Origin of the sequence: Tepidibacillus fermentans, from assembly GCF_004342885.1 — a bacterium.
Taxonomy (GTDB): Bacteria; Bacillota; Bacilli; order Tepidibacillales; family Tepidibacillaceae; genus Tepidibacillus; species Tepidibacillus fermentans.
Map to the genome: position 1 here is coordinate 30,036 of NZ_SMAB01000011.1, position 15,376 is coordinate 45,411.

Annotated in this window: 13 protein-coding genes; all 13 read right to left on the minus strand. The window is 39.4% G+C overall.

Annotated features, from left to right (window positions below; translation table 11 throughout):
- The 13 genes from mbcS to EDD72_RS07965 all read right to left on the minus strand — a co-directional run bounded on the left by mbcS (position 1) and on the right by EDD72_RS07965 (position 15,001).
- The gene (gene mbcS / locus EDD72_RS07905) at positions 1 to 1,590 is read right to left on the minus strand and encodes an acyl-CoA synthetase MbcS (protein WP_132769074.1); all 1,590 of its coding nucleotides are present in this window, start codon (positions 1,588 to 1,590) and stop codon (positions 1 to 3) included.
- A 178-nt stretch (positions 1,591 to 1,768) separates the two neighbouring features.
- Positions 1,769 to 2,641, minus strand: a complete 873-nt coding sequence (locus EDD72_RS07910) for a Cof-type HAD-IIB family hydrolase (RefSeq protein WP_132769076.1) — start codon at positions 2,639 to 2,641, stop codon at positions 1,769 to 1,771.
- 16 nt (positions 2,642 to 2,657) lie between these two features.
- Entirely contained in the window at positions 2,658 to 3,464 is an 807-nt protein-coding gene (hisJ, locus tag EDD72_RS07915) for a histidinol-phosphatase HisJ (RefSeq protein WP_132769078.1), read from the minus strand.
- A gap of 16 nt (positions 3,465 to 3,480) precedes the next feature.
- Positions 3,481 to 4,161, minus strand: a complete 681-nt coding sequence (gene hisIE / locus EDD72_RS07920) for a bifunctional phosphoribosyl-AMP cyclohydrolase/phosphoribosyl-ATP diphosphatase HisIE (RefSeq protein ID WP_132769080.1) — start codon at positions 4,159 to 4,161, stop codon at positions 3,481 to 3,483.
- A complete protein-coding gene (gene hisF / locus EDD72_RS07925) occupies positions 4,158 to 4,916 on the minus strand; it encodes an imidazole glycerol phosphate synthase subunit HisF (protein ID WP_132769082.1) in 759 nt (252 codons plus the stop codon). Before hisF ends, hisIE begins: the two co-directional genes overlap by 4 nt.
- 2 nt (positions 4,917 to 4,918) lie before the next feature.
- Positions 4,919 to 5,650 (minus strand): 1-(5-phosphoribosyl)-5-[(5-phosphoribosylamino)methylideneamino]imidazole-4-carboxamide isomerase, encoded by a 732-nt coding sequence (gene hisA, locus EDD72_RS07930; RefSeq protein ID WP_132769084.1) that lies wholly within the window; start codon positions 5,648 to 5,650, stop codon positions 4,919 to 4,921.
- Positions 5,647 to 6,255, minus strand: a complete 609-nt coding sequence (gene hisH, locus EDD72_RS07935) for an imidazole glycerol phosphate synthase subunit HisH (protein WP_132769086.1) — start codon at positions 6,253 to 6,255, stop codon at positions 5,647 to 5,649. The genes hisA and hisH overlap by 4 nt, the downstream gene beginning before the upstream one ends.
- Positions 6,255 to 6,848: an imidazoleglycerol-phosphate dehydratase HisB gene (gene hisB, locus EDD72_RS07940; protein WP_132769088.1), complete on the minus strand. Its 594-nt coding sequence runs from the start codon at positions 6,846 to 6,848 to the stop codon at positions 6,255 to 6,257. Before hisB ends, hisH begins: the two co-directional genes overlap by 1 nt.
- Positions 6,848 to 8,122 carry a histidinol dehydrogenase gene (hisD, locus tag EDD72_RS07945; RefSeq protein ID WP_132769091.1) on the minus strand — a complete coding sequence of 425 codons (1,275 nt, stop codon included), beginning with the start codon at positions 8,120 to 8,122 and terminating at the stop codon, positions 6,848 to 6,850. The genes hisB and hisD overlap by 1 nt, the downstream gene beginning before the upstream one ends.
- Positions 8,123 to 8,134: 12 nt before the next feature.
- Positions 8,135 to 8,761, minus strand: a complete 627-nt coding sequence (gene hisG / locus EDD72_RS07950) for an ATP phosphoribosyltransferase (protein ID WP_132769093.1) — start codon at positions 8,759 to 8,761, stop codon at positions 8,135 to 8,137.
- Positions 8,758 to 9,942 (minus strand): ATP phosphoribosyltransferase regulatory subunit, encoded by a 1,185-nt coding sequence (locus EDD72_RS07955; RefSeq protein WP_165895014.1) that lies wholly within the window; start codon positions 9,940 to 9,942, stop codon positions 8,758 to 8,760. The genes hisG and EDD72_RS07955 overlap by 4 nt, the downstream gene beginning before the upstream one ends.
- Positions 9,943 to 10,190: 248 nt before the next feature.
- Positions 10,191 to 12,779 (minus strand): acyl-CoA dehydratase activase-related protein, encoded by a 2,589-nt coding sequence (locus tag EDD72_RS07960; RefSeq protein WP_132769097.1) that lies wholly within the window; start codon positions 12,777 to 12,779, stop codon positions 10,191 to 10,193.
- A 2-nt stretch (positions 12,780 to 12,781) separates the two neighbouring features.
- Positions 12,782 to 15,001 carry an acyl-CoA dehydratase activase gene (locus tag EDD72_RS07965; RefSeq protein WP_132769099.1) on the minus strand — a complete coding sequence of 740 codons (2,220 nt, stop codon included), beginning with the start codon at positions 14,999 to 15,001 and terminating at the stop codon, positions 12,782 to 12,784.
- Positions 15,002 to 15,376: the final 375 nt, after the last annotated feature.

The following is a 15,376-nucleotide window of genomic DNA, read 5'->3' on the forward strand; positions in this document are numbered from 1 at the left end:
CTACATATCTAAAGCTTTATATTTTTGTTCTTCTAATTCACGTAATTCGACCCGACGAATTTTCCCTGAATTTGTTTTTGGTAATTCTTTTATAAATTCAATTCTTCTTGGATATTTGTAAGGTGCTGCCAAGCGCTTCACATGTTCTTTCAATTCGTGTTCTAATTCCAATCCATCATGAATTCCTTCTTTTAAGACGATAAATGCCTTAACGACATGCCCCCTGATTTCGTCAGGACTAGCAACAACAGCGCATTCTTTCACAGCAGGATGTTTCATCAATGCATCTTCAACTTCAAATGGACCGATGGTATAACCTGAACTGATAATAATATCATCTCTACGACCTTCAAACCAAAAATACCCTTCTTGATCTTTTCGCGCACGATCACCAGTAATATAGTAATCACCACGAAAGACAGCTGAAGTTCTTTCTGGATCTTTATCATAGCCTTTAAAAAGTGCAGGATGATTGCGATGAACAGCAAGATCCCCTACTTCACCTATCGCAACCGGCTCTCCGTTTTCATTGATAATTTCAATAGCGTCGTTAACAGTTGGTTTACCCATTGATCCAGGCTTTACTTTCATATCTTTTAAAGTCGCTACCATTAAAGTTCCTTCGGTTTGACCATAACCATCACGTACTTCAATTTGAAAATAATTTCTAAAAACATCAATCACTTCACGATTTAACGGCTCTCCTGCAGATACAGCACTACGTAAATGGGAGAGATTGTATTGACTTAATCCATCCACTTTAGCCATTAAACGGTACTCTGTCGGGGTACAACATAAGACATTCACCTTGTAATTCTGTAATAGGGTTAAATATTTATGAGGCTGAAACCTTCCATGATAGATAAATCCTGTTGCTCCTTTGCCTAAGATCGATAAGAAAGGACTCCAAACCCATTTCTGCCATCCAGGCCCCGCTGTTGCCCAAACAAGATCATGTTCTTGAATATCTAGCCATAAATCTGCAGCGATCCGTAAATGGGCATAGGCCCATCCATGACTATGCAATACTCCTTTTGGAAAACCAGTTGTTCCTGAAGTGTAAGTTAGAAAAGCAATATCGTCTTTTGTAGTTCGTATTGTTTCAAAGGTTTGCGATTCATTTTTCATTAATTGTTCTACCGAGAGCCAACCATCCACTTCTTTTCCGTAAGAAATTTTAACTTGTAATGTTGGCATCGGTTCAGTAATCAAATCAATCTCTTGATGGAATTCGGAATATGCGATGATCGCTTTTGCTTCTCCATGGTTGATTCGATAACTAAGATCTTTGGCACGTAACAGCTCTGAAGCAGGAATGATTACAAGACCAGCTTTTAAACAAGCGAGATAAATCACGTAGGAGAAAATGAATCGTGGCATCATTACTAATACCCGATCCCCTTTTGTTAAACCCAACTTTGTCAATGCATTGGCAAGTTGATTGGCCTTGTTTAAGAGGTCGTTATAGGTTATCTCTTCATAATGTCCTTCTTCATTTTCCCATTTCAGCGCAACTTTGTCGGAAGCAAACTTCTCAACCTCTTGTGTTAAGTTGTATCTATTCGGCGCGATCAGATGTTTAAAATCCATGACCATTCTCCTTTTCTTCAGTACTTATTCTTTTAATCCTCTTCTTTTAACCCTTTACTTCTTTATTACTTTATTATAATACTAATTCATATGACTTGGTACTAATTTTTATTTAAAAAAAATCCCCATATCCTATTTTTTGAGAATAGGATTGGGATTTTATTGAATTCAATCGATATTATTCCCGAGGATTGCTTATTTTTAATGATTGTAAAATCGCTTTGGCAACTCCATTTTCATCATTGGTGGCTGTTACTTGATCTGCCTTTTCTTTGATTTCTGCATTCGCGTTTCCCATTGCAACCGCCATTCCTACACGCGAAAACATAGATAGATCATTATAACTATCACCAATCGCCATTGTTTCTTCCATCTTAATTTTTCGTTCACGAGTAAAGTATTCTAACGCGAGTCCTTTTTGGGCATGAATATCGGTAATTTCTAGGTTATCATACCCTGAGGAACTGACAGCAACGTCAAATTGAAGGAGATATTGTTCGACTTCTTTTTTCTTTCCTACATCTAAAGAAAAAGCGAGTATTTTTAGAATTTCGATATTCGGATCAACAAACAGAGGTTGATAATCATCAATGATACGAACACTTTCTCGTTTAATCCGTTCTTTTGCATTCTCAAGGAATCGATCGGGGTCGAAATAAGGATTCGCACTTGATAAAATATCAATAATGGTAGCTAAGCCTTTTTCATAATCTTTAATATATGTTCCTTCATTCGTAAAAACTTCATAATACATTTCTTTTTGGTCAAGGTAATCGGCGATTTTTCTTGCCTTTTCCCCTTGTAATGGAAATGATGCAATTCTTTCCCCGGTTTCCGAACGTATTTCTGCGCCATTTGTAGTAATAATCGGGCAAGAAATTCCTGCTTCTTGCAGTAAATAAATCGCTTCCTGATAGGAACGGCCTGTGGCAATCACAACTTCAATCCCTGATTCTTGTGCTCTTTTAATGGCAGTACGGTTTTCTTCACTGATCGTTTGTTTGCTACTTAATAGTGTCCCATCCATATCACTAGCGATGCATTTAATCATGATAACACCTCTTTATCTAAAACTGGACCATGATTCTTTTGCGCTGATCAAAAGTGGCAATTTCGTTTACACCTAATTCTTTTAACACCTTTCTTCCTTCTTCTACACCAACATGAACATGTTCAGGTTTATGAGCATCAGAGCCTAAGGTAAAAGGAATATCTAATGAAACAGCCTTTTCGATGATGATTGGGGCTGGAAAGATTTCTTTTACAACTTTAAAAAGTCCTGAGGTATTGACTTCCAAGGTTAAATCCTGTTCTTTGATCACTTTTAGCGTTTCATCGATCAATGGTGTTAAATCCCCTCGAGGGACATGTCCATGCTTTTTAATCACGTCAAAATGGCCAATAATATCATAAAGCCCAGATTTTGCTGCTCCTTGAACAGCACGATAATACTCACTAAAAATCTGATCAATCGATTTTTTTCGCCAACCTTCCATTTGCCGACTATCTGAATGATCCCATTCTCCTAAAAAATGAACCGAACCAATAATATAATCAAAAGGATAAGGAGAAAGTAAATTTTCGATCTCCTCTTCAAACCCTTCAACATAATCAGCTTCAATGCCTACTTTTATCTCAATTTGGCCCCGATATTCCTTTTTTAAATCGAACGCTTCTTGAACATATTCATCTAATTGCTGAAGTTTCATAGCAGTTCCAGATGGAATTTTTTCCTCTGGAAGATGAATAATGGGCATATGATCAGATAGCCCCAATTGATCAAGGCCGATTTGAATCGCTTGTTCAATATAATCTCTTAGTTGTCCTTCTGCATGGCCACAACGTTCATGGTGTGTATGATAGTCGATAAACATCTGTATCACGTCCTGTTTACGATTGTCTTTTCTTTAATTCCGGTTTACGGTTAAATTTTTGATCATGAGAAGGACTTTGGTGTCGTCTTTGCAACTCTGCCATTACCTCTCTTATGGAGATTCCCTTTGCTTGGAACAAAACAAGAAGATGATAGAGAAGATCACTCGCTTCATTGATGATTTCTTGACGATTTTCATTCTTTGCAGCAATGATCACTTCACTCGTCTCTTCTCCTACTTTTTTCAAAATTTTATCTGTACCTTGTTCAAAGAGATAAGTGGTATAGGATCCTTCTGGACGTTCTTGATCTCTTTCTTGGATAAGTTGGGCTAAATTCTCGAGTATTTTACTAGAATCCTGCTCTTTCTCTTCTTGGAAACAAGTGTATGAACCCGTATGGCAGGCGACTCCTGTTTGTTCTACTTGTACAAGCAAGGTATCTTGGTCACAATCCAATCTTAGTTCTTTTACTTTTTGAATATGGCCAGAAGTTGCTCCTTTATGCCAAAGTTCTTTTCTTGATCGACTCCAAAACCAAGTTTCACCAGATTCAAGCGTTTTTTTCAAAGATTCTTCATTCATATAAGCAACCATTAGAACCTGTTTCGATTCCACATCTTGAATCACAACTGGTAATAGTCCTTGTTCATTCCACTTAATTTGTGAAATATCAATCTCGGTTGTAAAATTACTCAACGAACATTCAACCCCTTTTTTTGGAGTTCTGCTTTTAATTCGGGAATTTTTACTTCACCATAATGAAAGATGGAAGCAGCTAATGCTGCATCTGCTTTTCCGATTTCAAAGGCTTCTGCAAAATGTTCCGCATTTCCACCACCACCAGAAGCAATCACAGGGATTTGAACAGCTTCAGCAACCATTCTTGTTAATTTTAAATCAAAACCTTGTTTTTTTCCATCCTGATCCATACTTGTTAGAAGGATCTCACCTGCTCCTCGTTTTTCTACCTCTTTTGCCCAATCGCGAACCCGTAAACCCGTTGGTTTTCTTCCTCCATGAGTAACTACTTCATAATCTTCCCATTCCTCGTTATATTTCGCATCAATGGCAACAACAATACATTGGTTGCCAAATACCTTTGCTCCTTGATTGACGAGGTCTGGATTGGCTACTGCACTGGAATTAATGGAGACTTTATCTGCTCCTGCTCGTAAGAGTGCTCTCATATCATCTACCGAACCAATCCCACCCCCAACGGTAAAAGGGATAGAAATCGATCCGGCCGTTCGTTCAACCACATCAATCATTGTTTTCCGCCCTTCATAGGTCGCAGAAATATCCAAAAAAACTAATTCATCGGCACCCTCTTGATCGTAAACCTTTGCCAACTCCACAGGATCACCTGCATCACGCAGTTGAACAAACTGAATTCCTTTTACAACCCGCCCATCTTTTACATCTAAACAAGAGATAATGCGCTTGGTTAACATCGTTATGCCTCCTTGATCCGTTGTAATGCTTCTTCAAAGGAGAGATTTCCTGTATAGAGGGCTTTGCCAACAATCGCTCCACCTATTCCCTCTTCTTCATATTGCTTTAACTGAATCAGATCCTCAATTTGGCTAACTCCACCAGAAGCGATTACTTCTCCTTTGGTTTCTTTGGCAAATTGTCGTGTCGCCACAATGTTTGGTCCTGTTAATGTCCCGTCTTTTGCTATGTCGGTAAAAATAAACCGCCTTACTCCCATCTTAACTAATTCTTTTCCGAGTTCGATCGCAGGGACTTGACTGGTTTCTAACCAACCCCGAGTTGCGACATACCCATTTCGTGCATCGATACCAACCGCAATCCCCTCAGGATTTAACTCAAGGGCTTGTTTTAACAATTCCCGGTTTTCTAATGCAGCCGTTCCCAAGATAAGACGAGAAACGCCAAGTTGAAAATATTTTTGGATCGTCTCCAATGTTCGGATCCCACCACCTACTTGGACAGGAATATCAATCACTTTGACGATCTTCGCAATCACTTCCATTTGAATCGGTGCTCCTTCTTTGGCTCCATCAAGATCCACAAGATGCAACCAGGTTGCACCCCTTTTCTGCCATTGTTTTGCGATTTCGATGGGATCTCCATAAACCGTTTCTTGTCCATAATCTCCTTGAAATAAGCGAACACACTGTCCACCACGCAGATCGATAGCTGGGTAAATGGTAAAACTCATGCAATCTCCCCCTTTGCAAATCGATCCAACAATTTCATGCCAACCTGGCCACTTTTTTCTGGGTGAAATTGCATGCCGATGACATGGTTCTTCCCAACAATCGCTGGAACCTCTTGATAATAATCGGTCGTTGCTAATAAGATGCTTTTTTCTTCTACGTCAACATAGTAGGAATGGACAAAATAGACATGCCCTCCCTCTATCCCTGCAAACAATGGATGATCTTTTTGCTGAATGTTTAATTCATTCCAGCCCATATGGGGAATCTTATAATCTCCCGCAAAACGTTTCACATGACCGCGAAATATTCCTAATCCTTGATGATAGCCATGTTCTTCACTTGAATCAAATAATAACTGCATTCCAAGACAAATTCCTAAAAACGGTGTACCTTGTTCAATCAGTTGATGAATGACAGGGATAAGCTCTTTTTTTCGTAGATTCTCCATAGCATCGCCAAAAGCCCCAACACCAGGTAAGATCACTTTATCCGCAGATAGAATCTCTTTTGCCCCATCAGTAGCTTTTGCTTCAAAACCTAATCGTTCTAATGCTTTTTGCACACTGTGTAAATTCCCCATTCCATAATCTATAATGGCAATCATTACAATACCCCTTTACTCGAAGGAATTCCTTTTTGCTTTGGATTGATTTGAATCGCCTCATGCAGGCTTCTTCCTAATGCCTTAAAAATCGCTTCAATCATATGGTGAGAATTGCGGCCATAGTGAACAATCGTATGAATCGTCATCCGTGATTCGAGAGCGAATTTCCATAAGAATTCATGAAATAATTCCGTTGCAAATGTCCCAATTCTTGAATCAGGAAGGTCGATCCGATATTCCAAATGAGGACGATTGCTAATATCGACAATCACTTGACCTAACGCTTCATCCATGGGAACAACACTCATTCCATACCGGTTGATCCCTTCCTTGGAACCTAATGCCTCTTTAAAGGCTTGACCTAAGCAAATTGCGATATCTTCAACGGTATGGTGATCATCAATCTCAATATCTCCTTTAGCTTTAACAGTTAAATCGAAATGACCGTGTTTGCTCCATAAATCCAACATATGTTCAAGGAAGGGAACCCCTGTCTCTAGTTCTGTTTTGCCTTCCCCATCGAGGTTTAATACCACTTCGATCTCTGTTTCCTTCGTTTTTCGATAGATTCTTGCTTTTCGTTCCCGTTCCATTACCTCTCACCTTCCAATCGAACCGCTATCGCTTTTCCATGGGCATGTAGTCCCTCTTTTTCAGCTAACGTAATAATTTTCTTCCCATGTTCAAAAAGCGCTTCCTTACTATAAGCGATAATACTCGATTTCTTGATAAAATCATCCACATTTAACGGCGAAGAAAACCTTGCCGTACCACTTGTCGGTAGCACGTGATTTGGTCCTGCAAAATAATCGCCTACAGGTTCTGAACTATATGTTCCTAAGAAAATCGCGCCAGCATGCTTAATTTTTGGAAGCCATGCAAAGGGTTGTTCGACCATCACTTCCAAATGCTCAGGAGCCATTTGATTCACCTGTTTAAAAGCCTCTTCTAAACTCTCGACAACAATAATTCCACCATAATTCTCAATCGATTCCCTTGCTATTCGTTCACGTGGTAATTGCTGTAACTGTTTTTCCACCTCTAATTGGACTGCTTCTGCTAAAGACTCAGATGTTGTCCATAATACGGAAGAAGCCATCGGATCATGTTCAGCCTGAGATAAGAGGTCAGCTGCTAGATAGATTGGATTGGCATTCTCATCAGCCACAATCGCAATTTCACTAGGACCCGCAATCATATCGATTCCAACTTGACCAAACACTTCCCGTTTGGCTAAGGCAACAAAGATATTCCCAGGACCGACAATTTTGTCTACTGGTTTGATCGTCTCCGTTCCATAAGCTAATGCAGCAACAGCTTGTGCTCCACCTACTGCATAAACCTCATCAATCCCCAAAATTTTTGCAGCTAATAAAACATGGGGATTCACTTTACCATCTCGATTCGGTGGGGTCACCATCACAATCTCTTTTACTCCCGCTACTTGAGCAGGGATCGCATTCATCAATACGGAAGAAGGATAAGCGGCTGTCCCTCCAGGTACATAGATCCCCACCCGATCCATCGGTGTAACCTTCTGACCTAAAATCGTTCCATCTTCTTCGGTGCTAAACCATGATTCCCGTTTTTGTTTTTGGTGAAAGGAGCGAATTTTTTCTGCTGCCTCTTTTAAAGCAGAAACAAAAGCTGAATCTTCCTTCTGATCAGCTTGCTCAATTTCTTCAACAGGGACTCTAAGGGATGATAGTTCTACATGATCAAATTCTTTGGTAAAAGCAAGGAGGGCCTTGTCCCCATTCATTCGTACTTGTTGGATGATTTCTAAGACCCGTTGTCTTTTCTCTTCAAGATTGTCATTGTTTTCCCGACGTTTAAATTCTGTATACTGGCGATAGATCTTGATCATCATAAACCCTCCTTAGATTACTTCTTTTAAGCGTTCTATAATCTCTTTAATGGCTGCTTGTTTCATTCGGTAACTCACTTGATTGGCGATTAGGCGAGTCGATATATCGGCAATGGTTTCATATTCGACAAGACCGTTTTCTTTTAATGTCTGTCCAGTAGAGACAATATCGACAATCCGGTCAACCAAACCAACGATTGGCCCTAATTCAACCGATCCATGAAGTTCAATCACTTCCACCTGTTTTCCCTGTTCACGAAAATATCTTTCTGCCACTCTTGGATATTTACTTGCTATTCTTGGCATGATTCCCTTTGGCTCCACTCTAGGTAGTCCAGCAACGGATAAACGGCATTGACTAATTTTCAGATCAAGGAGTTCATAAACTTCTCGTCCTGTTTCCATCAGAACGTCTTTGCCAGCAATACCTAGATCTGCTACTCCATATTCCACATAAGTAGGGACATCCATCGGTTTAGCTAGGATCCATTCCATTGCTCCATCTTCCGTCGTCAAGATTAATTTGCGTGTATCTTCAATATCTTTTGGGACAGGTAACCCTGCCTTTCGCCAAATTTCTATCGCTTCTCCCATAATCCGACCTTTTGGCACAGCAATGGTTAATCGTTGTTCTTTCATTCCTCTATGTCCTCCTGTAAAAAGTAAATCCGCTCAACCGTTTTATTGTTAGAACGAATGAATTGAAGATCCTCTTTGGAATCTATGCGTATCGTCTCCACAACCATACCCTTTGTCTCACGTAATTTGACAGCATAACGTAATGCTTCATCCTGATGTGCCAAATCATAAATGATATAGACTTTTTCCTTTGATTCCTGATTGACGGTTGCAAGATCAAGTATTCGATCAAGATGCAAAGCAAATCCTGTCGCATATTGGGGGTTATTAAACAAGGATAATAAGGAATCATACCGTCCACCACTACATACAGGAAAACCTAATCCTTCCCCTGTTGCCTCAAAGACCATTCCTGTATAGTATTCCAAATGGGGAACAAAAATAAGATCAAAAGATACGTATTCTTCTACTTGATAGAGTTGAAGGAGTTGGTAGATTTGAATAAGCTCGTCAAGGGCTTTTTCTGCCTTTTCTGAAGAAGTGATTTTCCTTGCTTTTGCTAAAACGCTAAAATCCCCTTGTAAATCAAGAATGGATAAAAGGGTTTTTCTTCCTAGTTCCATCCCTATATTTTCTTCAACAAATCGTTGATAGCCCACAAAATCTCGTTTTGCTAACCTTTCTTTTAAAACTTTTTTTTGTTCTTCTTCATCGATCCATTCATCCAATATTCCATTTAAATATTCTACATGACCAACAATGATCCGAAATGAATCGATCCCTACTTGTCTCAACGATTGAATCGCTAGGGTTAACACTTCGGCATCCGCATCAGGTGTTCTTTCTCCGATCAGCTCAATTCCCGATTGGTAAAATTCCGAAAAACGACCTGCTTCATTTTCTTGTGCACGAAAGACATTTGCATGATAGGAAATACGAATCGGTAATGTTTCATTTCGTAAAACAGAAGAAACAACCCGTGCAATTGGAGCAGTCATATCTGGACGTAAAACAAGCGCATTTCCTTGACGGTCGAGTAAACGAAACATCTTCGAATCCGAGATCGCACTTGCTTTTCCAACGATTTGATCGTATTCCAAAGTTGGGGTGATCATCTCTTGGTATCCCCAACGAGAAAACAAGGTCTGTAAACGATTCTCTATTTCTCTTTTCTGATTTGCCATCTCTGGTAAAAGATCGCGAAATCCAATTGGTTTCTCAAAGTTTTTTAACTTTCCCATTGTTCCCATCCTTTTTTCGATTCACGATACTTTACTATGCTACCAAACTAAAGTGTTGTTATAAAGTCTACCACCAATGGACATAAGCGTCAAGAACTATTTTGTCTCTATGAGCATTTAGTATGGCTTGTATGATTCTAACGCACTCCTAACCTTACGGCTATAAACGGTCGAAGGGAAAGCTCGCTCGCTAAAGTCGAGCTTATAGAATCATACAAACCTATTTAAAAAAGCTTTGCAGCATGAGGCTACAAAGCTTTCTCCTTGATCACTTTACTTTTTGACTTCTTCGAATGGTAATAAGCCTGTTCAATCGTTTGGCCAATTTTTTGTCTTCGTTCTATTTCCTTTTGTGGATTCAACCCTTGTTTTCGTTCTAGATCCTGATACAACAGTGTTGCAAAGGTACCAATCTCTGTTCTTAATCGTTCAATCTCAATCTCTTTATCAAAAGACAAGTGAAGGCTTTTTACCCCATAGATTGGACTCATTTCATCAAGCGCATCCTTTGCCATTCCTTCTGGCATACATTTAAAAGGATAGATATGAAGGATTCCGTCTACTCCATCTTGTTCAATATGATGGCGAGCATATGCCACAGTGGGTTGCCCGTCGCCACCAATTTCATGTTCTAAAAAAGGGTTGGCAAAAGGTTCTCGAACCCAACGATTTCGATGATACCAGCCAAGAGCTTCCAGTTTGTCTAACCATGGTTTTAAAAGGGGGTGCTGATTTAGATAATGCATCTTTAATCCTTTAAATGCCCCTTTGATAAAGTGACTTAAGCGCATTCCTTCTACCGCTTCGATTCCATGCTGCCCTAACAAATGGTCAACGGTTCCCCGATTGGCAAAGGAAGTAAGAGCCACATAAATTTCGCCAACAACCACCACTTTTGGCTTGGGCTCAGAATCTTGCGGAATTGAATCCAGGTCATAGAGTGCAGTATTCTTAATCTCTTCAATTTCTTCTAACGTATGAACGTGATCCAATTTCTCAATCCAATATTTCAAACGGAGAGTAGTCATCCCTTTTTGATATTCGTGAGCGCGAGTTACTAATGCCTTATTTTGTAGTTCTTCATAAGCAAGGAGCTTTTGCCACCCAGGCCAAACAATCTGTTTTAATTGTTTAATCAATTTGAATTCTGCCTTTATAGCCTGAAAACGTCCTTTACCTTTACCATGGTCAATTAAGATCGTGTCTAAAAGTCGAATGATTTTCTTGATCTGATCATTTTCTGCCACATTGGCTAATTCTTGAAGGAATGGGATCAGATCACGCCCCTCATTATCCAACGCAACCATTCCAAAAGTATGTCCATAACGCTTTAACTTATCCGCGTATTCTTCTCGTAATGCTTTTTCGCCAGCGATGGCATACCAGCCAAAAGTACATGGTCCCTTTCCCCTTGCCATTAGGAGAATAATCCTTCTTGGTTCAACCATTTGCTCTAATTCTTTTGCCTCTTTTTCTAAATCATCTAGTAAACGATCCAATGTCTGGCGTACACTTCCCATACTGAAAGCATAAGGAGAACAGGTTTCCGTATAATGAACATTTCCCTTTTGAATGGTTTCCTCATTTACTGGTTTTGGCGGATATAAGTAATTCTGTAGTCCAAGTTGATACCAGATTTCTTTTAAAAGCAAATCAATTCCTGGACCCATATGTGGCCAAATAAATATCGGTCTAAGATTTCCCTGTTGAGCCACTTCTTTAACTACAGGATTTTTTTCTAAACTGCTTGTGAGAATCACCCTGTTATTCTGTATTCGTTCATCCCGTTTTTGTTTAAGGAAACCAAGAATGGTTTCAAAGCGAGTATGGAAACCAACCCCACCTGTTTGTTCATCAAATTTAAACGTCCAAACGGGTTTTCCTCTTTCACGAATATATTGACTAAAATATTCAACTTGAAATGCGTCAGGATGGCAGCCAAAACTACCAATGACAATAAAACCATCCACTTGCTCGAATACATAATCAATAAAAGCAAGTCCTAATTTATGAGTATCATAAAATCCATTGATCTGTTGGTAGTATTGCTTTAGTTGTTCAAAGGGAATATCTTGAATCGTAAAGACTTCTACACCTTTTTTGATAAAATATTTTTTAATGTCAGCAGATAGAGCAGGATCTTCAGTTAAATAATGCCGTCCAACGATCGCTAAACGAATTTTCTCTTCATTTGCCAATTTCTGTTGATATTGATCTCTTTTCTTAACAACAATGATCTCGTAAGCCTCTTCAAAAGCATTTTCCAATTGTTCTTTGGTGAATTTTTCTTTACCATTGCCTTTTCCCATGATATCTCGATATAGTTTAAAACAAACATGACGCATATGGGATCTTTCAATGGATTCAATCTCTGGTGCGATAATTCTAGGAAGGGATTGAACTTTATGCAAGAGATATTGGGTTTTTTGCGATCCCACCAATTCTTGGAATACTTCGATTTGTTTATCACTGCTTTGCCTTAGATGATAACCGGCGATACTCCCTAAAGAGCGAATGATTACACCATTTAAATCGCGGTACTTGGCACATGTGCTCGAATCGGGATATTCTCCTTTTACAATCGGTGTGATTAACAGATCAATCTCTGGATGTTCTTGAAGAAGATAGTAAATATGACCCACATAGATTCTTAAGGGTAAACAAAAGTCAGAACTCGCCAAAGTACTTCCTGCTTCAACGATTTGTGGTTTTGTCATTTTTGTTTTTCTTATAGGAAACTGCAAATTTTCCAGAAAGCGAAAAATCACTTGGCTTCCTAAATATTTTCCCGTAAAAGCAGTCGATACGCCAATCATTGGCTTTCGTATATCTTTCATGCTTATGCGGTCCCCCTTTCCAGCAAAGTTTCCACGAGATTTCGCTCTTGTTGATCTAAAATCATGCCATCAAACATTCCAAAATCACAATCAATGGATTTATATCCGGAGATCGGAACCCCATTTTCTAAAAGGGTGATCACACCATGGCAAGTTCGATCACAGGAAGGATGCTGACAAGTCAACGATTCCGTCTGATAATGGGAATTTAATACCCATTCAAAACCTTTAAATGCAGTATCATACCCTTTCTCATATGCTTCTTTGGCTAGCAAAGCGACTCCTAATGCCCCTGCACCTACAACAAAACGGGGATCATCAGCAATAATCAACTCATCCGTTGATAACTGTAACGTCTCTTGAAATGCTTTTTGGATCGCTTGATTAAGGAAGGTTCCTCCTTGAGCAACGATGGGAACAGATAACACTTTTCCTTTACCGATATCAGATAAATAGGTACGGCAAATGGAATAAGCAAGTCCCATAAACAAATCATTGGTTTTAAACCCTAATCTCGCTTTATGGATAATGTCTGATTCACCAAAAACGGCACAACGACCAGATATCCTTGCAGGAGCTTTGGACGTTAGGGCAATTTTGCCAAATTCCTCTAAAGGAACTTCAAACCTTCTAGCAATCGCCTCAATGAACGCCCCTGCACCAGCTGCACATTTGTCATTCATCGCAAATTCAATTCCATGATCATTGAGCACAATGATTTTGGCATCATTGCCGCCAATATCCATAATCACTTTCACATCGGGAACGAAATGTTTCGCCCATGTCGTATGGGCGATAATTTCGGTTGCCTTTATATCTGAAGTGTCTTTGGTTTTTCTCGTAATCATATCTCTTGCTAGTTCAGCTGCACTTCCAGTTGTACCGATTCCTCCTAAGGTTTGACCATTAGGAAGATGTTGTTCTAATTGGCTCAATGCTGTTTGGATCGCTTTCATCGCGTTACCAGAGGTTTCCACTGATCCAACTGCCACTATATCGATCCCTATTTCAGTCCCTTTTATTAGCGCATACTTGGTTCCTCGTGATCCTCCATCTATCCCAGCAAAGTAGATCCCGTCAGCTATACGAACTTTATTTGCGAGAGTAGGAATCTTTTGATCAATTTGTTTCCTTCTTTCCTTTGACCGATTGATCGGGATTTGTAGTTGGCTTTGAGCCTGAGGGTATTCTTTTACATTCTTCGCTAGAAGAGATCCTTCACATCTTCCACCTAGCGTATCAAGAATTGTAGCTTGATCTCCGATTCGCTCAATCGGTTGAGAAAGTTCACAAGCATTATGACAACCATGGCAATAACGAACCTGACTATCAAATTCTCGTGTAAAGAAATCCTCTTTAAACGAAGACCCATTTCCTGCCTTTAATTTTTCATCGCGAACAATGACAGCCATACCGATGGCACCCATAATATCATGGTGAGGAGGAACGATGACTTTTGTCTCAAGTTGACGTTCAAGCGCAGATAAGACTCCTTTATTAAAAGCAACCCCACCTTGAAAGAGAATAGGTTCCTTTAGTTTCTGCTCTTTGACTACATTGTTTATATAATTTTTTACCATGGCATCACAAACGCCACGAAGTCGTTCCGACAATGCCACCCCTTTTTGTGTCAGGTGACGAAAATCTCGACGGGAAAAAACAGTACAGGTAGAGTCAATCTTTGCTGATATTTTGGCTTCAAGCGCGATATCACCAAAATCATCAAGTAGAACTCCAGCTTCATCGGCAATCTGTTTTAAAAATTCCCCTGTTCCTGCTGAACAAATCGTATTCATATTAAAATAAACAGGTGTATTATTCTCATCAAAAACGATCACTTTCGAATCTTGGCCACCAATTTCAATAATCGTTCCAATTTTCGTTAAGGGTTGATGATCATTGTTTGGATCAGGAATCCATCCTTTTTTCAATACATGGAGAATTCCAAGCGAATGTGCAAAAATTTCGGTCCTTGTTAAATCACCACCGAGGAGATGGCGGTTTAATTCCCGGCCACTTCCTGTTAGTCCAAGACCAACAACTTGATAGTCAGAGATGGACTCTAAATAGGATTGAAGAGCATGTTTTACTGCATCCACTTGTGTCGGAAATTGATCATGACGAATATAGATAGGCTTACCCACTAAATCTCCATTTTCATCAATCCCAACAACCTTCACTGTTGCCGACCCGATATCGACTCCAAGATAAACTTTTTCCATTCTTACTCACCTTAACCTATATCGTTTGATCTAAATTTATCAATCAAATATTGATTATCTCCAAACGTTAGCTTTTTTAAACAGCAAAAAAACTCTCATAACCTACCTCGCAAAAGTATCTAATATCTAATTCACTAGAAGGTACAAAAATCCTTTATTTTACCAATTAGATCTATGATTTGTATTTGTTATGCAAAGCAAAGACCCACATATAAAAAAAGGGTTGTATATTCCATCGCACTCCGTCATCCGTGCCCTTCTATGAATAAAGATGAAGGAGAGAAGGGCACTTCTGAAAGCACACAACGTGTACAAGTCGTGCTACACAGCTAAAGCTGCGAGTCACGTTATGTCGCAGCTTATGGAATATACAAA